The sequence below is a fragment of the Streptomyces sp. WAC 01529 genome (assembly GCF_003945545.1).
GTDB classification, from domain to species: domain Bacteria; phylum Actinomycetota; class Actinomycetes; order Streptomycetales; family Streptomycetaceae; genus Streptomyces; species Streptomyces anatolicus.
Map to the genome: position 1 here is coordinate 3,629,744 of NZ_CP029617.1, position 20,227 is coordinate 3,649,970.

Annotated in this window: 22 protein-coding genes; 12 read left to right on the forward strand and 10 right to left on the reverse strand. The window is 70.9% G+C overall.

Annotated features, from left to right (window positions below):
* The first annotated feature begins 25 nt into the window (after positions 1–25).
* Positions 26–1,144: a phosphoserine transaminase gene (serC, locus tag DMA15_RS16120; RefSeq protein WP_125513455.1), complete on the forward strand. Its 1,119-nt coding sequence runs from the start codon at positions 26–28 to the stop codon at positions 1,142–1,144.
* A gap of 111 nt (positions 1,145–1,255) precedes the next feature.
* Here the strand turns inward: serC and DMA15_RS16125 are convergent, their stop codons facing one another.
* Positions 1,256–2,086, reverse strand: coding sequence for an ABC transporter permease (locus DMA15_RS16125; RefSeq protein ID WP_125513456.1), 831 nt, complete (start codon positions 2,084–2,086; stop codon positions 1,256–1,258).
* Complete coding sequence (locus DMA15_RS16130) at positions 2,083–3,075, reverse strand: ATP-binding cassette domain-containing protein (protein WP_125513457.1); 993 nt, start codon at positions 3,073–3,075, stop codon at positions 2,083–2,085. Before DMA15_RS16130 ends, DMA15_RS16125 begins: the two co-directional genes overlap by 4 nt.
* A 148-nt stretch (positions 3,076–3,223) precedes the next feature.
* Here DMA15_RS16130 and DMA15_RS16135 point away from each other — a divergent pair, with 148 nt between their 5' ends.
* Positions 3,224–3,991, forward strand: a complete 768-nt coding sequence (locus tag DMA15_RS16135) for a TetR/AcrR family transcriptional regulator (RefSeq protein WP_125513459.1) — start codon at positions 3,224–3,226, stop codon at positions 3,989–3,991.
* A 12-nt stretch (positions 3,992–4,003) separates the two neighbouring features.
* Here the strand turns inward: DMA15_RS16135 and DMA15_RS16140 are convergent, their stop codons facing one another.
* On the reverse strand, positions 4,004–4,999 hold the full coding sequence (locus DMA15_RS16140; RefSeq protein ID WP_125513461.1) for a WD40 repeat domain-containing protein: 996 nt from the start codon (positions 4,997–4,999) through the stop codon (positions 4,004–4,006).
* Between the two features lie 86 nt (positions 5,000–5,085).
* Here DMA15_RS16140 and DMA15_RS16145 point away from each other — a divergent pair, with 86 nt between their 5' ends.
* Positions 5,086–5,796 (forward strand): GDSL-type esterase/lipase family protein, encoded by a 711-nt coding sequence (locus tag DMA15_RS16145; RefSeq protein WP_125517818.1) that lies wholly within the window; start codon positions 5,086–5,088, stop codon positions 5,794–5,796.
* Here the strand turns inward: DMA15_RS16145 and DMA15_RS16150 are convergent.
* Complete coding sequence (locus tag DMA15_RS16150) at positions 5,777–6,703, reverse strand: MBL fold metallo-hydrolase (RefSeq protein ID WP_240659822.1); 927 nt, start codon at positions 6,701–6,703, stop codon at positions 5,777–5,779. The two genes, DMA15_RS16145 and DMA15_RS16150, sit on opposite strands and share 20 nt — an antisense overlap.
* 98 nt (positions 6,704–6,801) lie before the next feature.
* Here DMA15_RS16150 and DMA15_RS16155 point away from each other — a divergent pair, with 98 nt between their 5' ends.
* Genes DMA15_RS16155 through DMA15_RS16165 form a run of 3 tightly spaced genes read left to right on the forward strand, consistent with a single transcriptional unit; the run spans position 6,802 to position 8,605 of the window.
* A complete protein-coding gene (locus DMA15_RS16155; protein ID WP_125513463.1) occupies positions 6,802–7,803 on the forward strand; it encodes an AraC family transcriptional regulator in 1,002 nt (333 codons plus the stop codon).
* 13 nt (positions 7,804–7,816) lie between these two features.
* The gene (locus DMA15_RS16160) at positions 7,817–8,182 is read left to right on the forward strand and encodes a hypothetical protein (RefSeq protein ID WP_125513465.1); all 366 of its coding nucleotides are present in this window, start codon (positions 7,817–7,819) and stop codon (positions 8,180–8,182) included.
* Between the two features lie 3 nt (positions 8,183–8,185).
* Positions 8,186–8,605 (forward strand): hypothetical protein, encoded by a 420-nt coding sequence (locus DMA15_RS16165; RefSeq protein WP_125513466.1) that lies wholly within the window; start codon positions 8,186–8,188, stop codon positions 8,603–8,605.
* 45 nt (positions 8,606–8,650) lie between these two features.
* Here DMA15_RS16165 and DMA15_RS16170 read toward each other — a convergent pair whose 3' ends face one another.
* Both DMA15_RS16170 and DMA15_RS16175 read right to left on the reverse strand, forming a co-directional pair.
* Positions 8,651–9,736: a hypothetical protein gene (locus tag DMA15_RS16170; RefSeq protein WP_125513468.1), complete on the reverse strand. Its 1,086-nt coding sequence runs from the start codon at positions 9,734–9,736 to the stop codon at positions 8,651–8,653.
* 128 nt (positions 9,737–9,864) lie between these two features.
* Positions 9,865–10,371 carry a carboxymuconolactone decarboxylase family protein gene (locus DMA15_RS16175; RefSeq protein WP_125513470.1) on the reverse strand — a complete coding sequence of 169 codons (507 nt, stop codon included), beginning with the start codon at positions 10,369–10,371 and terminating at the stop codon, positions 9,865–9,867.
* A gap of 24 nt (positions 10,372–10,395) precedes the next feature.
* Between DMA15_RS16175 and DMA15_RS16180 the strand changes: the two genes are divergently transcribed.
* From DMA15_RS16180 to DMA15_RS16190, 3 genes are all read left to right on the forward strand, one after another.
* The gene (locus DMA15_RS16180) at positions 10,396–10,932 is read left to right on the forward strand and encodes a MarR family winged helix-turn-helix transcriptional regulator (protein WP_125513472.1); all 537 of its coding nucleotides are present in this window, start codon (positions 10,396–10,398) and stop codon (positions 10,930–10,932) included.
* A gap of 81 nt (positions 10,933–11,013) precedes the next feature.
* Positions 11,014–11,598 (forward strand): Uma2 family endonuclease, encoded by a 585-nt coding sequence (locus DMA15_RS16185; protein ID WP_125513474.1) that lies wholly within the window; start codon positions 11,014–11,016, stop codon positions 11,596–11,598.
* Between the two features lie 49 nt (positions 11,599–11,647).
* The gene (locus DMA15_RS16190; RefSeq protein WP_125513476.1) at positions 11,648–12,637 is read left to right on the forward strand and encodes an aldo/keto reductase; all 990 of its coding nucleotides are present in this window, start codon (positions 11,648–11,650) and stop codon (positions 12,635–12,637) included.
* Positions 12,638–12,798: 161 nt separating this feature from the next.
* Here the strand turns inward: DMA15_RS16190 and thpR are convergent, their stop codons facing one another.
* The 3 genes from thpR to DMA15_RS16205 all read right to left on the reverse strand — a co-directional run bounded on the left by thpR (position 12,799) and on the right by DMA15_RS16205 (position 15,372).
* Positions 12,799–13,389 (reverse strand): RNA 2',3'-cyclic phosphodiesterase, encoded by a 591-nt coding sequence (gene thpR / locus DMA15_RS16195; RefSeq protein WP_125513477.1) that lies wholly within the window; start codon positions 13,387–13,389, stop codon positions 12,799–12,801.
* Positions 13,390–13,428: 39 nt separating this feature from the next.
* Positions 13,429–14,781, reverse strand: a complete 1,353-nt coding sequence (locus tag DMA15_RS16200) for an MFS transporter (RefSeq protein WP_164551768.1) — start codon at positions 14,779–14,781, stop codon at positions 13,429–13,431.
* A 153-nt stretch (positions 14,782–14,934) separates the two neighbouring features.
* Positions 14,935–15,372, reverse strand: coding sequence for a MarR family transcriptional regulator (locus DMA15_RS16205; protein WP_055532087.1), 438 nt, complete (start codon positions 15,370–15,372; stop codon positions 14,935–14,937).
* A 143-nt stretch (positions 15,373–15,515) separates the two neighbouring features.
* Between DMA15_RS16205 and DMA15_RS16210 the strand changes: the two genes are divergently transcribed.
* A complete protein-coding gene (locus DMA15_RS16210; protein WP_125513479.1) occupies positions 15,516–15,698 on the forward strand; it encodes a toxin-antitoxin system HicB family antitoxin in 183 nt (60 codons plus the stop codon).
* Between the two features lie 99 nt (positions 15,699–15,797).
* Here the strand turns inward: DMA15_RS16210 and DMA15_RS16215 are convergent, their stop codons facing one another.
* The gene (locus DMA15_RS16215) at positions 15,798–17,246 is read right to left on the reverse strand and encodes an NCS2 family permease (protein WP_125513481.1); all 1,449 of its coding nucleotides are present in this window, start codon (positions 17,244–17,246) and stop codon (positions 15,798–15,800) included.
* A 222-nt stretch (positions 17,247–17,468) separates the two neighbouring features.
* Here DMA15_RS16215 and DMA15_RS16220 point away from each other — a divergent pair, with 222 nt between their 5' ends.
* Positions 17,469–17,726 carry a DUF2530 domain-containing protein gene (locus DMA15_RS16220; RefSeq protein WP_125513483.1) on the forward strand — a complete coding sequence of 86 codons (258 nt, stop codon included), beginning with the start codon at positions 17,469–17,471 and terminating at the stop codon, positions 17,724–17,726.
* 95 nt (positions 17,727–17,821) lie between these two features.
* Entirely contained in the window at positions 17,822–20,224 is a 2,403-nt protein-coding gene (locus tag DMA15_RS16225; protein WP_125513485.1) for a cation-translocating P-type ATPase, read from the forward strand.
* Positions 20,225–20,227 lie beyond the last annotated feature (3 nt).

Below are 20,227 nucleotides of genomic sequence, written 5' to 3' on the forward strand. Positions count from 1 at the left end.
CGCCCTGAGCCGCTAGGCTCCCCCCGTGGCTGAGATCCAGATTCCCGCTGACATGAAGCCCGCCGACGGCCGTTTCGGCGCGGGCCCCTCCAAGGTGCGTACGGAGGCGCTGGAGGCCCTGGCCGCCACCGGCACCTCCCTCCTCGGTACGTCCCACCGCCAGGCCCCGGTCAAGAACCTGGTGGGCCGCGTGCGCGAGGGCGTGAAGGACCTCTTCTCCCTCCCCGAGGGATACGAGGTCGTCCTCGGCAACGGCGGCTCGACCGCGTTCTGGGACGTGGCGACGCACGGCCTGATCGAGAACAAGTCGCAGCACCTGAGCTTCGGTGAGTTCTCGTCCAAGTTCGCGAAGGCGGCCAAGCTCGCCCCGTGGCTGGCCGAGCCCACCGTGATCACGAGCGACCCGGGCACGCACCCGGACCCCGAGGCGGAGGCGGGCGTCGACGTCTACGCCTTCACCCACAACGAGACCTCGACCGGTGTCGCCGCTCCCATCAAGCGCGTCGCGGGCGCGGACGACGGTGCCCTCGTCCTGGTGGACGCCACGTCCGGCGCGGGCGGCCTGCCGGTCGACATCGCCGAGACGGACGTCTACTACTTCGCCCCGCAGAAGTCGTTCGCCTCGGACGGCGGCCTGTGGATCGGCGTGTTCTCCCCGGCGGCGATCGAGCGCGCCGAGCGGATCCACGCGTCCGGCCGGCATGTGCCGGAGTTCTTCAGCCTGCCGACGGCTATCGACAACTCCCGCAAGAACCAGACGTACAACACCCCGGCGCTCGCCACGCTCTTCCTGCTCGGCGAGCAGCTGGAGTGGATGAACTCGCAGGGCGGCCTGGAGTTCACGACCGGGCGTACGGCGGCGTCCTCCAAGGCGCTGTACGGCTGGGCCGACGAGTCCAAGTACGCGACGCCGTTTGTCACGGATCCTGGCAAGCGGTCTCAGGTCATCGGCACGATTGACTTCTCCGAAGAGGTTGACGCGGCGGCCGTTGCTAAGGCTCTGCGCGCCAACGGCATTGTGGACACGGAGCCTTATCGGAAGCTGGGGCGTAATCAGCTGCGGGTTGCGATGTTCCCGGCGATCGACCCGGCGGACGTCGAGGCGCTGACCCGCTGCGTCGACTACGTCATCGAGAAGCTCTAGTACCTCGCTGCGCGACCAGCCACCTGCGGGTGCGTCGTGGCTGGTCGCGCAGTTCCCCGCGCCCCTTACGGGGCGCAGCCCCCCCCCCCCCCCCCCCCCCCCCCCGGGGCTCTATCGGCTCAGCTGCTTGAACTTTCGTACCGCCAGGGGCAGGAACAGCAGCGAGATCACGATCGGCCAGACCACCGCCATCAGGACCGCGTGCTGCTCCACCCAGCTGGAGCCGCCCGCGCCGGGGTTGCCGAAGAGTTCTCGGATGGCCGTACCCGTCGACGAGACGGGGTTCCACGCCGCGATCGGCGCCAGCCAGTCCGGCATCAGCGACGGCGCCACGAAGACGCTGGAGATCATCGTGAGCGGGAACGCGACCGCGTAGAGCCCGCCCGCGGCCTCCGGCGTCGGCACGACCAGGCCGAGGAAGACGCCCACCCAGATCAGGCTGAACCGCAGGAACAGCAGCAGCGCGAAGGCGAGGACCGTGTCCAGGAGCCCCGCGCTGGAGCGCCAGCCGATGGCGAGGGCGGTCAGCGCGAGGATGGTCAGCTCCGCGCAGGCCACGATGAGGTCGGCGACGCCCCGCCCCGACGCCACCGCCGAGGGGGCCATCGGCATCGAGCGGAAGCGGTCGATGACGCCCTTGGAGGCGTCGGTGACCACGGCCATGGCGGTGTTCATGAAGCCGAAGGCCATGGTCATCACGAACATGCCGGGCATCAGGAACTGCTTGTAGTCGCCGTCGTCCCCGCCCCCGGGCACCTTCATCGCCTCGCCGAAGACGAAGCCGTACAGGAGTACGGAGATGATGGGGAAGCCCAGCTGCCAGGCGATGGTGACGGGCTGGCGCAGGAAGTGCGTGAGGTAGCGGCGGGTGACGTTCCAGCAGTCGGCGAAGGCCCAGAAGAGCCGTCCGTGCGAGGTGTCGGCGGTGAGGGCGACGCTCATGCCGCGATCTCCTTCTCCAGGTCGGCGAGGGGGGCGGGGGTCTCGGAGGTCTGGCCGGTCAGCCGCAGGAACACGTCGTCCAGGCTCGGCCTGCGCAGTCCGATGTCCTCGACCGCGACGCCCTCGTCCTGGAGGGTGCGCGCCACGTCCGTGAGGGCGGCGACCCGGTCGGTGACGGAGGCCTGCACGCGCCGCTCCACGTCGATGACGAGCGGTTCGCCGGCGCAGACCCGGGTGACGGCCTTGACGGCGGCGGGCAGGTCGGCGGGGTCGCGGACCACGACGTCGAGATGGCTGCCGCCCACGGTGTTCTTCAGGCCGTCGGGGGTGTCGTCGGCGATGGCGCGGCCCCGGTCGATGACGGTGATGCGGGAGGCGAGCCGGTCGGCCTCCTCCAGATACTGCGTGGTGAGCAGCACGGTCGTACCGCCCGCGACCAACTCCCTTACGGCGTCCCACACTTCGAGGCGGCTGCGCGGGTCGAGGCCGGTGGTCGGCTCGTCGAGGAAGAGCACGGCGGGCGCGAGGATCATCGAGGCGGCGAGGTCGAGGCGGCGCCGCATGCCGCCGCTGTACTGACCGGCGCCCTTCTCCGCCGCGTCCTCCAGGTGGAACTGCTCCAGGAGTTCCTGGGCGCGCCGGGCGGCGCGCTTGGCGCCCAGGTGGAAGAGGCGGCCGAACATCTCCAGGTTCTGCCGGCCGGTGAGGATCTCGTCGACCGCCGCGTACTGCCCGGTGAGGCCGATCCGGCCGCGCACCAGGGCGGGTTCGCGCACCACGTCGGCGCCCGCCACCTCCGCGCGGCCGCCGTCGAGCCGTATGAGCGTGGAGAGGATCCGTACGGCGGTGGTCTTGCCCGCGCCGTTGGGTCCGAGCAGGCCGTGCACCGTGCCCTGCCGCACGTGCAGGTCGAAGCCGTCCAGCGCGTACTTCTCGCCGTACCTCTTCTGGAGCCCTTCGGCCCGTACCGCGAAGCCGTTCCCGTTCATGCCCGCCCCTCCAGGTCCTCGTCGCGCGCCCTCTGGGTACGCCGTACTCAATTGAGAGTACACCGTACCCAGTAGTTACGGGTACACCGTACCCAATTTCGTGGGTACGCCGTACCCAGTTTCCGTGCGGGCGATTAGGGTGAGGGCCATGACGAGCAAGAACGGCGGCGACGACCGGCGCACCGGCAGCGACATCACCCGCAGCCTGGAGCTGCTCTGGGAAGGGGGCGGGCGCCCGGCGCGCGGGCCCAAGCCGGCCCTCACCCTGGACCGGATCGTCACCGAGGCGCTGCGCCTCGCCGACGCCGAGGGCATCTCGGCGGTCTCCATGCGCCGCCTCGCCACGGAGCTGGGCACGGGCACGATGTCCCTGTACCGCTACCTCCCCGGCAAGGGCAATCTGGTGGACCTGATGCTCGACCGCGTCTACACACCGCCGGAGGACGAGGCCCCCTGGACCGGCGGCTGGCGCGAGGCCGTGGAGACGTACGCCCGCGAGACCCTGGTCGTCTACCGCCGCCACCCCTGGCTGCTCCACGTCAACCAGGCCCGTCCGGTGCTCGGCCCCGGCGCGGTCGGCGGCCTCGACCGGACCCTGTCCCGCATCAAGCCGATGGGGCTCACCGACCCCGAACTGATCGGCGTCATCGTGATGGTGGAGGGGTACGTCACCGGGGCCGCCCGCACCCAGGTGCACGAGATGGAGGCCGAGCAGCGGACCGGCCTCTCCGACCAGGCGTTCTGGGAGGCGCAGACGCCGACCCTGGAGAAGGTCATGAAGAGCGGCCGCTATCCGTCGCTCGCCACGCTCTCCGAGGACGCGTTCGGCCCGGACTTCGACCACTTCGAGTTCGGTCTCCAGCGCCTCCTGGACGGCCTTGACGTCCTGGTCGCCCGGCGCGGGCAGGAAGCGTAAGGGGGCCGGGACTCAGCGACGCTTGCGGAACAACCGCTTCAGCCCGAAGAAGGCAAGCAGCACCGCGGCGCCCACCAGCGCCGCTGTCTTGAAGTCGTCGATCCCGCCGGGCTTTCCGTCCCCGCTGTCCGAACTCCCGCCGCCCGAGGCCGAGTCGGACCCGCCGCCGCCCTTCCCGGGCACCTCGACGGGCGTGACCTCGCTCTGCGCGCCCTCGGTGCCGTACATCAGGGTCGTGCCGTCCGGGGTGTACGTCACCGACTCGCCCTGCCGCTGGATGGGCACGCTCAGCCGTCCCTCCCGCACGGGCTTGCCTCCGCCCTTCCAGGCGTAGGAGGTCCCGCCGAAGTATCCGCGCAGGGCGAGCTGCCGGCCGTCGGGCGAGAAGGCGCCATCCGTCACCCACAGGTCGGTGGCGGCGACGCGCTTGAAGACGTTCGTCCCGGAGGCGGACATCTCGGCGGGCCCTTCGTAGAGGCTGCCGCCCTCCTCCTTCTTGTCGGCGATGTAGATCCGCCCGGTCTTCGGATGCACCATCAGCGCCTCCGCGTCCCGCGCCCCGTCGGCGTACTTCACGACGTACTGCGTGGCGCGGACCGTCTGGTCCTTCAGCGTCTTCGGCTCGGGCAGCTTGTAGATCCATACGTTCGACCAGGTGCCGCCGAGGTTGTCGCCGATGTCGCCGACGTAGAGGTTGCCGTCGGGGCCCACCGAGATGGCCTCCACGTCGCGGGGCGCGCCGACGCCGGTCATGGTGACGGTGGCGACCGTCTTGCCCGTCCTGGAGTCGACGGCGTACAGATAGGCGCCCTTGTCCTGGTCGTTGTGCGTCCAGTACACGCCGGGGTGGGCGCGGGAGGCGGCCAGGCCGCTGGACTCGACGATCCGCGGGTCCTTGATGGTGAATCCGTCGTGGCCGTCGGCCGAGGCGGTCGTGAGGGAGCCCGCGGCGGCGAGGAGCAGCACGGCACCGGCGAGGACGGGGGGAGAAGACCGAGGCGAACGCATGGGCCCAAGCGTGCCATCCGCGCGGCGGGCGGGGCGTGCTGAGCCTCACATCGCAGGTGGCGGGGGTGATCGGCCATGATGTGCGGATGCTGAGGTTCATGTTCGTCGGCGACTCGATGACGATAGGGAGCGCCGGGGAACACACCTGGCGCTACCGGATGTGGCAGCACCTGCGCGAGACCCTCGGCGACGGGGGCTTCGCCGTGGTGGGGCCCCGCAGCACCCTCTACGACCAGGCGGCGGGCGCACCCCTCTCCCACGACTACGCCGACGCGGACCCGGACTTCCCCCGCCACCACCTCGCGGGCTGGGGCGAGGGCTGGCTGCACATGGCGCCGCGCGTCGCGGACGCGCTGACCCGCGACCCCGCGGACGTCCTGCTGGTCTCGCTGGGCCTGATAGACCTCGGCTTCTACACGAACGCGGAGCAGACGGCCGCGAACGTGCGCGCGTTCGTCGCGGGGGCCCGCTCGGCGAACCCGGGGATCCGGCTTGTCCTGCTCCCCGTCATCCCGAACATCAGGGCGGCGTCGGACGCCCCGTTCGCCGCCGAGGTCGCCCGCTTCAACGAACTCCTCGCCAAGACCGTCGCCGACCTGGACACGGGCGGCTCCCCGCTGCTCCTGGCCTCGCCCCCGCCGTCGTACGACATCGGCACGGACACCTACGACGGCACGCACCCGAACGCGAGCGGCGAGCAGAAGCTGGCCGGGGCCTTCGCGGTGGCGATGGCGCAGGCGTGGGGCATCGGCGCCCCGGGCACGCGGTCGCGGGAACTCATGCAGCCCATCGGCTGACCGCGAACTTCGCGCCCTCGCGCCGCACTTCGGCAGCGCCCGCCCCGCGGAAGTGCGCGGGCACGACAAGCTCCCGCTCGTCCGCGGCCCGTCCGAGGACCCGCACCCGGGTCGCGGCCGCCTCCTGCGGATCTACGCACAGGCAGCTGCTGTGGCCGGGTTCGAGGATCTGCACCGGGGTGTGCAGGAGGTCGCCGACGAAGACCGCCCGGTCGGCGCCCGAGGCCAGGCGCAGGACGGACGAGCCCGGGGTGTGGCCGGGGGCGGCCTCCAGGGTGAGATGACTGTCGATGCGGTACGTACCGCTCCACAACAGGGTCTGCCCGGCCCTGTCCACCGGCGCGACACTGTCCGCGAAGACGGGGTCGCGGCTCTCCTCGTCGGCACCCCGGGGCCCGAAGTGGGCGTGGTCGGCGGCGGGCATGAGGTAGGTGGCGTGGGGGAAGGTGGGCACCCAATTGCCGCCCTCGTCCCGGGTGTTCCAGCCGACGTGGTCCGCGTGCAGGTGGGTGTTGACGACGACGTCGACGTCCTCGGGGCGCACCCCCGCGGCGGCGAGCCGGGCCAGGAAGTCGGTGTCGAGGTCCGCGAAGTGCGGCGCGTGCGGGCGCTCCCGGCCGTTGCCGACGCCGGTGTCGACGAGGACGGTCTTCCCCTCGCTCCTGAGCACCCAGGTCTGCACGGCGGCCATGACCCTGCCGCTGTCCGGGTCCCAGAAGTCGGGCGCGAGCCACTCCGCGTTCTCGCGCCACCGCTGCTCGGGGACGCCGGGCACGAGCGCGGCGGCGGGGAGGAAGGGCGCCTCCAGCTCCACGACGCGGCGGACCTCGACCTCGCCGAGCATCATGGGTCCGTTGACGGGTCCGGCCAGGCTCCCGCTCGCGCGTTCGTTCATGGGTACGTTCATGGCTACGACCGTAGGGAGCGCCGGGTGAGCGCCTCAATGCCTGCTCCGCTCACCTGGATACGCGTACGCCTCACCGCCGCTGCCCTACGCTGCCCTTCATGGACGTAGTCAGCGACGCCATCGCGTCCGCGCGCATCGGGCGCCCCGACGCCCACCGCGTCGGAGTCTCCGGCTCCTGGTGCTGCCGGCTGCCCGCGTACGAGGGCGTGGGGTTCCACGTGGTCCTGGCGGGCGGCTGCTGGCTGCTGCCGGACGGCGGCGGCGCCCCGCTCACCCTCGCGGCGGGCGACGCGGTGCTGCTGCCGCGCGGCGCGGGGCACGTGCTCGCGGACTCCCCCGCCGACGCCCGTACCGTCGCACGGGCGGTCCCCTTCGAGCGCTGGCGACACGACACGGACGGCGGCGCCCCGCGGACCCTCGCCACGCACCCCGAACAGGGCGCCGGGGCCACCGAATTGCTCTGCGGCAAGTACCGCTTCGACCGCACCCACGCCCACCCCCTCTTCGCCGAACTCCCCGAGACCGTGCACCTGCCCCGCCGCGCCGGGCACCACCCGGAGCTACAGGCGGCGATCGGCCTGCTCGGCCGCGAGACGGGCGCGGCCCTGCCCGGCGCGGACGTCGCCGTCCCCGGCCTCCTGGACCTGCTCCTCGTCTACCTGGTGCGGGCCTGGGCCACGGACCACGCGGCAGGCTCCGGCTGGCCCGCCGCGCTCGCCGACCCGGTGGTCGCCGAGGCCCTGCGCCTCCTCCACGCGGCCCCCGAAGCCCCCTGGACCAACGCCCTGCTGGCCTCCCGCACGGGCGTCTCCCGCGCCACCCTCGCGCGCCGCTTCACGGCCCTGGTGGGCCGCGCCCCGATGACCTACCTCACCTGGTGGCGCATGTCCCGGGCGGCCACGCTCCTGCGCGAGACGACCCACCCCCTGGAGTCGGTGGCCCGCCAGGTCGGCTACAGCTCGCCGTACGCCCTCTCGCACGCGTTCACCCGGACGTTCGGCGTCACGCCGGGGCGGTACCGGAAGGCGCCCGGCGCGCACGGCACGGCAGCCGGGGCCACGCTGGAAGGGAGAGGGTTTTCCGTACCCCTCAGCGGTTGAGCAGGGAGGAGCCATGACAGCGCTCACGCGGAAGGACACTCCGGTCGCCATCGCGGACGGCGGAGTGGAGCTGCGCTTTCAGGACATCGGCGGAGACATGTCGGTCGCCTTCGTGAGGTTCCCCGAGGGCACCGACATGGGACCGGCCCTCAAAGGGCTGGCCGGTGACCTCTGCCCGTGCCCGCACTGGGGCTATCTCTTCAAGGGGCGCCTGAAGATGCGGACGCCGGACGGCGACGAGGTCTACGAGGCGGGCGAGGCCTTCTACTGGCCGCCCGGCCACGCCCCGGTGGCCCTTGAGGACTGCGAGTACGTCGACTTCTCGCCGACCAAGGACTTCAACGAGGTGATCGAACACATCAAGGCGCAGGGAGGCTGACGGGTGCCCGCCGGACGCACACAGCGGGCCCTCGCGGCTGCGCTGTGGCACTACACGGCCACTCCCGTGGCCAAGCCGTACTACGTGCGCGGATGTATCCCGGATCTGAACGAGCCGAGAGTCACCGTCGCCCTGTGGACCGGGCCCGCGGCACGCGAGAAGAGGAACCTCTTCCTGTCTCTCCCGTTGGTCTCCGGCGGCGTGCCCGTCTCGGCGACGCACGTCACGTCGGGGCTGTTGGGGCTGGGCCGGGGAACTCATATGTTCGGCTTCACGGGCCGTTGGTTCGACGGCAAGCGTGTCCTCAACGGGAGCTCGCTCCTTGAGGGCGTGGCAGCATCTTGGCCGCCTGTCGAGGACGGAGAACAACGCGGGCCGAGGGGCTTCTACTTTGAGCGGCCGGGGCAGCTGAAGCAGTACTGACTCCCGTGCCGGTATCCCCCGGCGCCTGGACCGCCTTCCTGGGGCTCAGCCCGATTGTGCGCTGCGGGCGCGGTCGGACATCAGCTGGGTGACGGACTGAAGGTCGTCGCTGTCGTAGCGGCGACTCTCGTTGTCCTTGCCGCTGACGACGGTGATCACCGTGCCGGTGCGGACCACCGTGTAGTGGGTGGTCTCGGTGACGTACCCCCCGCCGCCGCCCTCCGACAGGGAGAACGCGACGAGTTCGTCGCCGACCGCCGGCATCGTCATCCGCCGCGCCCCCTCCTCGGCCGCCTTCCGGCTCTGCGCGCGGAAGGCGGCGGAGGCCTTGCCCGTGCTCGGGTACGCGAGGACACGGAACCCCGTGTCCATGCCGTACTTTCCCTGGTACGCGGCCTCGCCCTCGTACGTCGAGCCGTCGTCCTGCGAGGAGACGTCCGCGGTGGGCTGACCGCTCATCGTCCAGCCCGACGCCAGACTGGTCGTGTCGGGCAGGACCCGCAGGACCGCGTCGGCGTCGGCGAGCGGTTGCGGCTTCCACTCCCCGCCCCCCGCACCCGTACCCGCGCCGCCGACCGCGGCGTCACCCGCCTCCACCCCGGACGCGGCCGCCCCGCCCCCGCCGCCCGGCGAGTCGTCACCGCTGAACGCCTGCGTGCCGCCATAGACCGCGAGGACCGCGAGCGCGACGAGGGCGGCCAGGCACGCCACCAGCGCCGTGCGCCCCGCGGGGGTGTTGTTGAAGGTCACCGGCCCCAGCGAAAGGGTGCTGCCCCGCACCTTCGCGCCGCCGTCGATGACGATGCTGCCCGTGTACTCCCGAGGGGGCCCGGCCGGTGGAGGGCCGGCCGGAGGCGGGCCCGCCAGCACCTCCGCGAGCCGGGCGGCGAACTCCGGGTCCGCCGCGACCCGCTCCCGCACCGCTTCCCGCAGCGCGGCCAGCGCCTCCGGGTCCTGCGGCCTCGCCTCCACGACGTCCAGCGCCGCCCGCCCGGCGGGATCCCCGCCGACGCGCTGCCGTACGAGATCGGAGACGGTCTGCCCCACCTCCGCCCCCACCGCGCCCGCCGCGCCCCCTGCGAACCCCGTCATCACGCGCACCGCTTCCGCGACCACGTCCACGGACCCCACGCCACCACCCCCGAGTCATGGGCATGCCATCCGACTCATGCCGAGGCCCCCATTGTCGGTCAACCCCGCCTGGATGTAAGGGCGTTGACGGTACCGGCACCAAGACCCGGTCTGCCCGGTCGGCTAGGTCAGGTCGCCCGCGTCAGCCGGTTCGCCAGCGTCGACATCGTGTACGTACCGATGCCGAGGACGACTTCGAGGGCATTGCGCTCGGTGTAGCCGTGGGACAGGAACGCCTTCAGGTCCTCGTCACCGACGCCGCCCGCCGTGGCAAGCACCGTCAGCGTGAACTGCCGTACCGCTTCGAGCCGTTCGTCCGGCAGCTCCCGCTCCTCGCGCAGGGCCGCGATCGGCTCCGTCCCCGCGCCCAGCTTGCGCAGCTTGCCGGTGTGCATGGTGACGCAGATGTGGCAGTCGTTGCGGGTGGCGACCGTCATGATGACGACCTCGCGGGCGACGGGCTCCAGCGTCGTACGCTCGAAGGCCGCGCTCAACTCCAGGAAGTTGTTGAGGAGTTCGGGAGACTCGGCGAGCCGCGCGACGGCGTTCGGGAGCTGCCCGAAGGCCTGGGTCACCCGCTCCATGGCGGGGCGGGACTCGGCCGGTGCGGTCTCCACGGTGTGGTCGGCGAACAAGGTGTACCCCCTACTATCGACAACATGGTTGACGAACAGAAGGTAAACCAGGTTGACGATAGGCGCAAGGGGATTCCCGGAACCGGGGAGGAGGGAGTCGAGGGCAGGGGATACGAACTCCCCTTCCTCCTCCTCGCCGGCTTCCGCTCCCTCATCGACCGCCTGCACGCCGAACTCGCCCACCAGGGCCACCCCGACCTCCGCCCCGCCCACGGCTTCGCCCTCCAGGCCATCGGCGCCCGGGGCGCCACCGCCACCGAGATCGGCCGCCGCCTCGGCGTCTCCAAGCAGGCCGCGGGCAAGACGGTCGACCGGCTCGTCGCCCTCGGCTACGCGGCCCGCGCCGACGACCCCGCCGACGCCCGCCGCAAGCTGGTCCGTGTCACCCCGCACGGCGTGGACGCGCTGCGCCGCTCGGCGGTCGTCTTCGACGAGCTGCGGGCGGAGTGGGCGGCGTCCCTCGGCGCCGACCGCCTCCGCGACCTCGAATCCGGCCTGCGCACGGTCGTGCCGCCGGAGGCGTTCCGTCTCGACGCGGCGGGGTGGCTGGGCGGCTCTTGAGCGGACGTGACCTTGCCGCCGTGCGTATCGTTGTACTGCGCGGTTGCCCGTCCCAAGAGGCAGCCGGGGAGGAGCGCCACGATGACTCCTGTGGACGACGGGATCAAGGTGGCCGACAGCAACACCGCGCGTCTGGACGAGATGTTCGAGGCGCTTGAGCGGGGGCCCTTCGTTGAGGGGTACAAGATCGACATCATCGAGGGCGTCGTCTACATGGCGCCGCAGCGGACCAACCACTGGGACATCACCGTGGGCATCCTGGAGCAGTTGAGGACCAAATACCCGCGTCAGCGCCTGCTGTCCGACGTGCGTATCGACTATCCCGGTGAGCTGAATGCCTTCTGCAGTGACGTGGCCCTGGTCGCCGAGGGCGCCGAACGCACGAAGCGGGGCGGGTTCCTCTGCGGCGACGTCGCATTCGTCGCCGAAGTGACCTCCCGGGGCACGGACTCGAACGACTACGGCCCCAAGAAGAGCGGTTACGCCACCGCCGGAGTCGCCGTCTACCTCATCGTCGATCCCTACCAGGGCAAGTGTCACGTCTACACCCGGCCCGGCGACGGCGACTACAACGACCACACGAAGGTCGGCTTCGGCGACAAGGTCGACCTGACCCGCACCTTCCTCGGCCTCACCCTCGACACCTCCGACTTCTGCCGCGACTGACCCGAACCCCCTTGCCTAGAGCCCACTCCACCCCCTTGGCTAGGACCTCATGAGGTACACGCAGCTGGGACGCACAGGGCTCAAGGTCAGCCGGCTCACGCTCGGCACCATGAACTTCGGGCCGTTCACCAACGAACCCGACAGCCACTCGCTCATGGACACCGCGCTCGACGCGGGCGTCAACTACTTCGACACCGCCAACGTGTACGGCCAGAGCGCGGGCAAGGGCCGCACCGAGGAGATCATCGGCACCTGGTTCGCCCAGGGCGGCGAGCGGCGCGACAAGGTCGTGCTCGCCACCAAGGTGTACGGGAACATGACCGCCGACGGCGAACCCGTCTGGCCCAACCACGACCGGCTCTCCGCACTCAACATCCGCCGCGCCGTCGAGGGCTCGCTCAAGCGCCTCCAGACCGACTACATCGACATCTACCAGTTCCACCACATCGACCGGCACACACCGATCGAGGAGATCTGGCAGGCCGTCGACGTCCTGGTCCAGCAGGGCAAGATCCTCTACGCCGGTTCCTCCAACTTTCCCGGCTACAAGATCGCCCAGGCCAACGAGGTCGCCGCCCGCCGCGGCAGCTACGGCCTGGTCAGCGAGCAGTGCCTGTACAACCTCGCCGTGCGCGACGCCGAGACGGAGGTCATCCCGGCCTCCCAGGAGTACGGCGTCGGGGTCATCCCCTGGTCGCCGCTGCACGGCGGCCTGCTCGGGGGCGCCCTGAAGAAGCAGGAGGGCGCGCGCCGCAGTGGCGGCCGGGCCGCCGCGGAGCTGGCCAAGCCCGAGGTGCGCGCGCAGGTCCAGGCGTACGAGGACCTGCTCGACAAGCACGGCCTCGAACCCGGCGAGGTCGCCCTGGCCTGGCTCCTGACGCGCCCCGGCATCACCGCGCCGATCGTCGGACCGCGCACCGCCGAACAGCTCGACTCCGCGCTGCGCGCCGTCGAGCTGGAACTCTCCCCGGAGCTTCTCGACTCCCTGGACGAGATCTTCCCGGGGCCCGGCCCGTCACCGGAGTCCTTCGCCTGGTAACCCCCTTGGCAACCCCTCTCCGAGGTAGCCCCTCTGGGTACGCGGGGCGGTCCGCGGTCGGCTAACCGCCGAGCGCGGCCGCCACCGCCACCACGACGAACATCATCACGAGCACACCGGCCATGATCCGGTTTCTGGTCTTCGGGTCCACACCGTCGAGGTTAACCGCCCGCCTCCCGCTCCCGGTCGCCGCCTCCCAGTGGCCAGCGCCCGACCGTCTCGTACCGCGGCCGCTCCCCCGGCACCCCGCTCCTCGGCAGCTCACTGCGTACGAGCGTCAGCTCGTCCACCGTCCAGGACGTGCCCGCGAAGGACGCGAGCGCATCGGCGTACGGCCGCAGGTCCGTTCCGCCGGAACCGCGCGCCAGCGTCAGATGGGGGCGGTAGGGCCGGTCCTCCTCCCTCGCGAGGCCCGCCTTGCGCGCCGCCGCCTCCGCCCGCTGGGCAAGGAGCCGCAGCGCGGCCACCTCCCCCGTGACCCCGGCCCACAGCACTCGGTCCCCGAAGCGCCCGCCGCCGCGCAGGGCGAGTGCGAAGGGCGGGGTGCGGTGCGCGGCCCGCGCCAGGCGGGTGGTGAGGTCCGGCACGGTCTCCTGTGGCACCTCGGCCATGAACGCCAGCGTGAAGTGCCAGCTGTCGCGGGGCGCCCAGCGCAGGGCCTCGGCGCCAGGGAGCGCCCGCAGCCCGGACGCCGCCGCCGCGAGTTCGGCGACGACGGCGTCCGGCGGCAGCACGGCCGCGAAGAGTCTCATGGGGCGACGCTAGCCCCGACGGGAGCCCACGTGGGCGCGTCAGGCCACGGTCGCCAGCTCCCGCTCCCGTTCCCGCGGCACGAACCGCACGTGCTGCCGGCCGCGGCGCAGGTCCACCTTGAGCCGCAGGTTCGCCGCGCGCGCCAGCATCAGACCCACGCCGACCGCGGCGAGCGCGCAGACCAGGCCGCCGACGGCCATGCTGATCCGTACGCCATAGGCGTCCGCGAGCCAGCCGAAGAGCGGTCCGCCCAGCGGCGTACCGCCGGTGAAGACCATCATGAACAGGGACATGACGCGGCCGCGCATCTCGGGGTCGGTGGCCATCTGCACCGAGGAGTTGGCGGTGACGTTCACCGTCAGGCCGAGGATGCCGATGGGCACGATCAGCGCGACGAACATCCACAGCTCGGGCGCGAAGGCCGCCGCGATCTGGAGCACGCTGAAGGCGAGCGCCGCCCCGGCGAGCAGTCGCAGCCGCGAGGTGCCGCGGCGGGCCGCGAGGAGCGCACCGGCCAGCGAGCCGAGGGCCATCAGGGTGTTGAAGAGTCCGTACATCCCGACGCCGCCGTGGAAGACGTCGTCCGCGAAGGCGCTCAGCCAGATCGGGAAGTTGAAGCCGAACGTGCCGACGAAGCCGACGAGGACGATCGGCCAGATCAGCTCGGGGTGCTTGGAGACGTAGTTCAGACCCTCCCGCAGCTGTCCCTTGCCGCGCGGCTTGCGCGGGGTGGCGTGCAGCTCGTCGGTGCGCATCAGGAGCAGACCGGTGAGCGGCGCGAGGAAGGACAGGCCGTTGGCGAGGAACGCCCAGCCGGGTCCGACGGCCGCGGTCAGGCCGCTCGCCACGGCGGGGCCGATCAGGCGGGCGGACTGGAAGTTCGCCGAGTTCAGCGAGACGGCGTTGCGGACCTGGTCGGGGCCGACCATCTCGGAGACGAAGGACTGCCGCGTCGGGTTGTCGACGACGGTGACGAGGCCGGTGAAGAAGGCCGCGACGTAGACGTGCCAGACCTGGACGTGTCCGCTGAGGGTGAGCGCGGCGAGGAAGAGGCCGCTGACGCTCATCGCGCCCTGGGTGCAGAAGAGCAGGTTCCGCTTGGCGAAGCGGTCGGCGATCACGCCGCCGTAGAGGCCGAAAAGCAGCATCGGCAGGAACTGCATGGCCGTGGTGATGCCGACGGCCGCGGAGGAGCCGGTGAGGCTGAGCACCAGCCAGTCCTGGGTGATGCGGGCCATCCAGGTGCCGGTGTTCGAGACGACGGCACCGGTCGCGAAGAGCCGGTAGTTGCGGATCCTCAGCGAGCTGAACATCGAGGACTTGCGAGGGCGGTCGGGCTTGTCGAGGGCGGTTGGTGCGGGGGCGGAGTCTGCTCCGGATCCCGTACTCAAAGTGGGTTCGCCTCCTTTGGCGTACGAAGGGTCATTTCCTCTGGCGTACGTGGGTCGTTTCCTCTGGCTTACGAAGGGCGGGCGGGGGCTGGGCCCACGCCCGGCGGCTGTCGGCTATGGGCTGTGGCTACGGACTTGCGGCCGCGCGGCGGACTACAGGTGGGCGAGCTTCTCCAGGACGGGGGCGGCGGCGCGCAGGCGCGCCCACTCGTCCTCGTCCAGGTGCTCGACCAGCCCGGCCAGCCAGGCGTTCCGCTTGCGGCGGCTCTCTTCGAGCATGGCCTCGGCGGTCTCGGTCTGGGTGACCACCTTCTGGCGGCGGTCCTCCGGGTGCGGCTCCAGCCGGACCAGGCCCTTGGCTTCGAGCAGCGCGACGATGCGGGTCATCGACGGCGGCTGCACGTGCTCCTTGCGGGCCAGCTCGCCCGGAGTGGCGTGGCCGCAGCGGGCGAGGGTGCCGAGCACCGACATTTCAGTGGGGCTCAGCGACTCGTCGACACGCTGGTGCTTGAGTCGACGGGACAGGCGCATCACGGCGGAGCGCAGGGCGTTCACGGCGACGGCGTCGTCACCATGGGAGAGGTCCGGCATGTTCGTTAGAGTAACTCATTACCCTAGCTAAGGACCACCTGGTTTCCCCGCCTCTCGACCACCAAACCCATCCGTCACCCGTAAGAGTGAGTGGGCGACGGAAAGACGGGTGTCCCCCGTGAGTGGCCGGGAACCTGTCCCGCATGGGATCGACAGTGCTCAGCCTGCGGATAGACGGTGAGCTGCACGACCGGCTCCGGGCGCACGCCGCGAAAAGAGGAATGAGCGTCCAGGACTATGTGGTCCGGACGCTCATTCGAGACGACTTCGACGAACGTTTCGCGAGGTCAGTAGAGGAGACGGAGAAGCTCTACGGAGCGGCGTGAGCCAGGCGCGCCCCGAAGGGAGCGCGAGGGAGGCGCCCCGAAGGGGCGCGGGGAACTGCGCGACCAGCCCCCACACACCCGCACGTGCCCACGTCAGACCTACGTCAGTTCCAGCGCGGGCATCAGGTAGTAGAAGGCGAACACGGCCGACACCGCATACATCGCAGCCGGAACGTCCCGCCCCCGCCCCGCCGCCAGCCGCAGCACGGTGAACGTGATGAACCCCATGCCGATGCCATTGGTGATCGAGTAGGTGAACGGCATCATGAGCATCGTCACGAACGCGGGAATCGCGATCGTGTAGTCACTCCAGTCGATCTGCCGGATGGACCCGGACAGGATCAGGAAGCCCACCGCGAGCAACGCGGGAGTGGCCGCCTGGGACGGGACCATCGTGGCGAGCGGCGTGAGGAAGAGCGCGACGGCGAAGAGCCCGCCGGTGACGACGTTCGCGAGGCCCGTGCGCGCCCCCTCGCCGACGCCCGCCGTGGACTCCACGAAGCAGGTGGTGGCCGACGAGGAGGAGGCGCCGCCCGCGGCGACCGCGATGCCGTCGACGAAGAGCACCTTGTTGATGCCGGGCATGTTGCCGTTGGCGTCGGTCAGCTCGGCCTCGTCGCCGATGCCCATGATCGTGCCCATCGCGTCGAAGAAGCACGAGAGCAGCACGGTGAAGACGAAGAGGACGCCGGTCAGGATGCCGACCTTCTCGAAGCCGCCGAACAGGCTGATCTCGCCGACGAGCCCGAAGTCCGGCGTCGAGACGGGGTTGCCGGGCCACTCGGGCGTGGTCAGACCCCAGGACGGCACCGTGGCGACGGAGTTGATGATCATCGCGACGAGCGTCATGACGACGATGCTGATGAGGATGGCGCCCGGCACCTTGCGCACCATCAGCGCCAGCGTGAGCAGCACGCCGAGCGCGAAGACGAGCACCGGCCAGCCGTTGAGGTGGCCGTCCCCGCCGAGCTGGAGCGGGACCGTGGTGTGCGCGGCGTCCGGCATGCGCGAGACGAAGCCGGAGTCGACGAGGCCGATCAGCATGATGAACAGGCCGATGCCGATCGCGATGCCCTTGCGCAGCCCGAGCGGCACGGCGCTCATCACCCGCTCCCGCAGGCCGGTCGCGACGAGGAGCATCACGACGAAGCCCGCGAGGACGACCATGCCCATGGCGTCGGGCCACGACATGCGCGGGGCGAGCTGGAGGGCGACGACGGTGTTCACGCCGAGGCCCGCGGCGAGCGCGATCGGGACGTTGCCGATGACACCCATGAGGAGCGTGGTGAAGGCGGCGGTGAGCACGGTCGCGGTGACCAGCTGCTTGTTGTCGAGCTGGTGCCCGTACATGTCCTTCGCGCTGCCCAGGATGATCGGGTTCAGCACGATGATGTAGGCCATCGCGAAGAAGGTGGCGAAGCCGCCGCGGACTTCCCTGACCAGGGTCGAGCCCCGCTCACTGATCTTGAAGTAGCCGTCGAGACCGCCCTGCGGGGGCTTCGGGGGCTCTTTGCTGGCGTCGACCGGGGCGCTGGCCGAGGGGGACATGGAAAACCTCGTGACCTGTGATGAGCTGAGCCGAATTTGTGTTTTCGTACGAAAGCAACCGGCCATTCATAAGCCGTTTCAGTATGAATACATGAAGCCGAAATCGCTATCTCCGCGCGTAGACCCTTGGCGCGCAAGGAGCGGGACGGCCCGTCGCCTGGGCCCAGGGGGCCGGGGGGCGGCCCGTCACCTGGGCCCAGGGGCCCGGCATAAGCTGGGGCCATGGCGAAGTGGACCCCCAAGCACGAGGCGCCGGAGCCCCTGGAGGGCCCCGTGGTCGCCACCATCACCGGCGGCACGATCCTCTGGTTCGTCCTCTTCCTCGTCCAGCTCCCCTTCTACGGCTGGTTCGACGACCGGGACCTGACCTGGTGGGTGTGGACCTGCCTGGCCGGCGCCGGGCTCGGCCTCATCGGCATCTGGTACGTACGGGTGCGCGACGCCGCCATCAAGAGGTCGAAGGTCACTCAGCCCGAATAGCCCGTACGACCACGGGACCGGGCCCGTCCTACCCTGGTCGGATCTTTGGGGCATTCAAGGGGTGAAGCCTCAGCACCGCCCTTACCGTCGAATGCATGACGCATATCGACGCGGGCGCCGAACTCGACCCGGTCCACCCCGTCCCGCCGCCCGAGGGACGGCCCCGGGGGCTGAGCGCCGCCGAGGTCGCCGAGCGGGTCGCCCGCGGCGAGGTCAACGACGTACCGGTCCGCAGCTCCCGTTCCCTCGCCGAGATCATCCGGGCCAACGTCTTCACCCGCTTCAACGCGATCATCGGCGTGCTCTGGGTGATCATGCTCTTCGTCGCGCCGATCCAGGACAGCCTCTTCGGCTTCGTGATCGTCGCCAACACCGGCATCGGCATCATCCAGGAGTGGCGCGCCAAGAAGACCCTGGACTCCCTGGCCGTCATCGGCGAGGCCAAGCCGACCGTGCGGCGCGACGGCAGGGCCGCCGAGATCTCCACCTCCGAGATCGTCCTCGGCGACCTGGTGGAGCTGGGGCCGGGCGACAAGATCCCGGTGGACGGCGAGGCCGTCGAGACCGAGAGCCTGGAGATCGACGAGTCGCTGCTGACCGGCGAGGCGGACCCCGTAGTCAAGAAGCCCGGCGACCAGATGATGTCGGGCTCGTTCGTGGTCGCGGGCGGCGGCTCGTTCACCGCCACCAAGGTCGGCCGCGAGGCGTACGCCGCGCAGCTCGCCGAGGAGGCCAGCCGCTTCACGCTCGTCCACTCCGAGCTGCGCTCCGGCATCTCCACGATCCTCAAGTACGTGACGTGGCTGATGGTGCCGACCTCCATCGGCCTGGTCATCTCCCAGCTCGTCGTCAAGGACGACAACTTCAAGGAGTCCATCGCCTACACCGTTGGCGGGATCGTCCCCATGATCCCCGAGGGGCTCGTCCTGCTCACCTCCGTCGCCTTCGCGATCGGAGTGATCCGGCTCGGCCGCAAGCAGTGCCTCGTCCAGGAACTGCCCGCGATCGAGGGCCTGGCGCGCGTCGACACGGTCTGCCTGGACAAGACCGGCACCCTCACCGAGGGCGGCATGGACGTCACCGAGCTGCGCCCGCTGAACGGCTCCGACGAGGAGTACGTACGTAAGGTCCTCGGCGCCCTCGGCGAATCCGACCCGCGCCCGAACGCCTCCCTCCAGGCCATCATCGACGCCTACCCCGACAGCGAGGAGTGGCGCTGCACGGAGTCCCTGCCCTTCTCCTCCGCCCGCAAGTACAGCGGCGCCTCCTTCAGCGAGGGCGACGGCACCGCGTCCGCCTGGCTGCTCGGCGCGCCCGACGTGCTGCTGCCCGACGACGACCCGGCCCTCGCCGAGATCGAGGAGCTGAACCAGCAGGGCCTGCGCGTCCTGCTGCTCGCCCGCGCGGCCGGCGACCTGGACGACCCGGACGTGGCGGACAGGGCCGACGCCACCGCGCTGGTCGTCCTGGAGCAGCGGCTGCGCCCCGACGCCGCCGACACCCTGCGCTACTTCGAGGAGCAGGACGTGGCCGCCAAGGTCATCTCGGGCGACAACGCGGTCTCGGTGAGCGCGGTCGCGGGCAAGCTCGGCCTGCCCGGCGCGCAGAACACGGTGGACGCGCGGCGGCTGCCCGCCGAGAAGGACGAGATGGCGCGGGCCCTGGACGACAACGCGGTCTTCGGCCGGGTCACCCCGCAGCAGAAGCGCGACATGGTGGGCGCCCTCCAGTCACGCGGGCACACGGTCGCGATGACGGGCGACGGCGTGAACGACGTACTGGCCCTGAAGGACGCCGACATCGGCGTGAGCATGGGTTCGGGCTCGGAGGCGACGCGGGCCGTGGCCCAGATCGTGCTCCTCAACAACAGCTTCGCGACGCTGCCCTCGGTCGTCGCCGAGGGCCGCCGCGTCATCGGCAACATCACGCGCGTCGCCACGCTGTTCCTGGTCAAGACGGTCTACTCGGTGATCCTCGCGCTGCTCGTGGTCTGCTCGCAGGTCGAGTACCTGTTCCTGCCGCGCCATCTGACGCTGCTGTCCACGCTGACGATCGGTGTCCCGGCGTTCTTCCTGGCGCTCGCCCCCAACAAGGAGCGCGCGCAGCCGCACTTCGTCCGCAGGGTCATGCGGTACGCGATCCCGGGCGGCGTCATCGCGGGCGTCGCCACCTTCGCGACGTATCTCCTGGCCCGGCACCACTACGAGGGCGCGGGCGCGCGGGAAGCCGAGACCAGCGCGGCCACCCTGGCGCTGTTCCTGATCGCCATGTGGGTGCTCGCCATCATCGCCCGCCCCTACACGTGGTGGCGGATCGGCCTCATCGGCGCGATGGGTCTCGGCTTCCTGCTCGTGCTGACCGTGCCCTGGCTCCAGGACTTCTTCCAGCTGAAGCTGGTGGGCACGACGATGCCGTGGGCGGCGGTCGCGATCGCGGCGGTGGCCTCGCTGGCCATCGAGGTCATCTACCGCTGGGTGGACCGCCGCGTGCCGGCGTGAGCC

Coding starts and splice junctions, on each gene's coding strand:
- DMA15_RS16185 (WP_125513474.1), top strand. CDS start 11,014: ATGACTCCTGTGGACGACGGGATCAAGGTGGCCGACAGCAACACCGCG.
- DMA15_RS16140 (WP_125513461.1), bottom strand. CDS start 4,999: ATGCGTTCGCCTCGGTCTTCTCCCCCCGTCCTCGCCGGTGCCGTGCTG.
- DMA15_RS16215 (WP_125513481.1), bottom strand. CDS start 17,246: ATGTCCCCCTCGGCCAGCGCCCCGGTCGACGCCAGCAAAGAGCCCCCG.
- DMA15_RS16150 (WP_240659822.1), bottom strand. CDS start 6,703: ATGAACGTACCCATGAACGAACGCGCGAGCGGGAGCCTGGCCGGACCC.
- thpR (WP_125513477.1), bottom strand. CDS start 13,389: ATGAGACTCTTCGCGGCCGTGCTGCCGCCGGACGCCGTCGTCGCCGAA.
- DMA15_RS16145 (WP_125517818.1), top strand. CDS start 5,086: ATGCTGAGGTTCATGTTCGTCGGCGACTCGATGACGATAGGGAGCGCC.
- DMA15_RS16180 (WP_125513472.1), top strand. CDS start 10,396: ATGGTTGACGAACAGAAGGTAAACCAGGTTGACGATAGGCGCAAGGGG.
- DMA15_RS16160 (WP_125513465.1), top strand. CDS start 7,817: ATGACAGCGCTCACGCGGAAGGACACTCCGGTCGCCATCGCGGACGGC.
- DMA15_RS16135 (WP_125513459.1), top strand. CDS start 3,224: ATGACGAGCAAGAACGGCGGCGACGACCGGCGCACCGGCAGCGACATC.
- DMA15_RS16190 (WP_125513476.1), top strand. CDS start 11,648: ATGAGGTACACGCAGCTGGGACGCACAGGGCTCAAGGTCAGCCGGCTC.
- DMA15_RS16225 (WP_125513485.1), top strand. CDS start 17,822: ATGACGCATATCGACGCGGGCGCCGAACTCGACCCGGTCCACCCCGTC.
- DMA15_RS16210 (WP_125513479.1), top strand. CDS start 15,516: ATGGGATCGACAGTGCTCAGCCTGCGGATAGACGGTGAGCTGCACGAC.
- DMA15_RS16220 (WP_125513483.1), top strand. CDS start 17,469: ATGGCGAAGTGGACCCCCAAGCACGAGGCGCCGGAGCCCCTGGAGGGC.
- DMA15_RS16155 (WP_125513463.1), top strand. CDS start 6,802: ATGGACGTAGTCAGCGACGCCATCGCGTCCGCGCGCATCGGGCGCCCC.
- DMA15_RS16125 (WP_125513456.1), bottom strand. CDS start 2,086: ATGAGCGTCGCCCTCACCGCCGACACCTCGCACGGACGGCTCTTCTGG.
- DMA15_RS16205 (WP_055532087.1), bottom strand. CDS start 15,372: ATGCCGGACCTCTCCCATGGTGACGACGCCGTCGCCGTGAACGCCCTG.
- DMA15_RS16130 (WP_125513457.1), bottom strand. CDS start 3,075: ATGAACGGGAACGGCTTCGCGGTACGGGCCGAAGGGCTCCAGAAGAGG.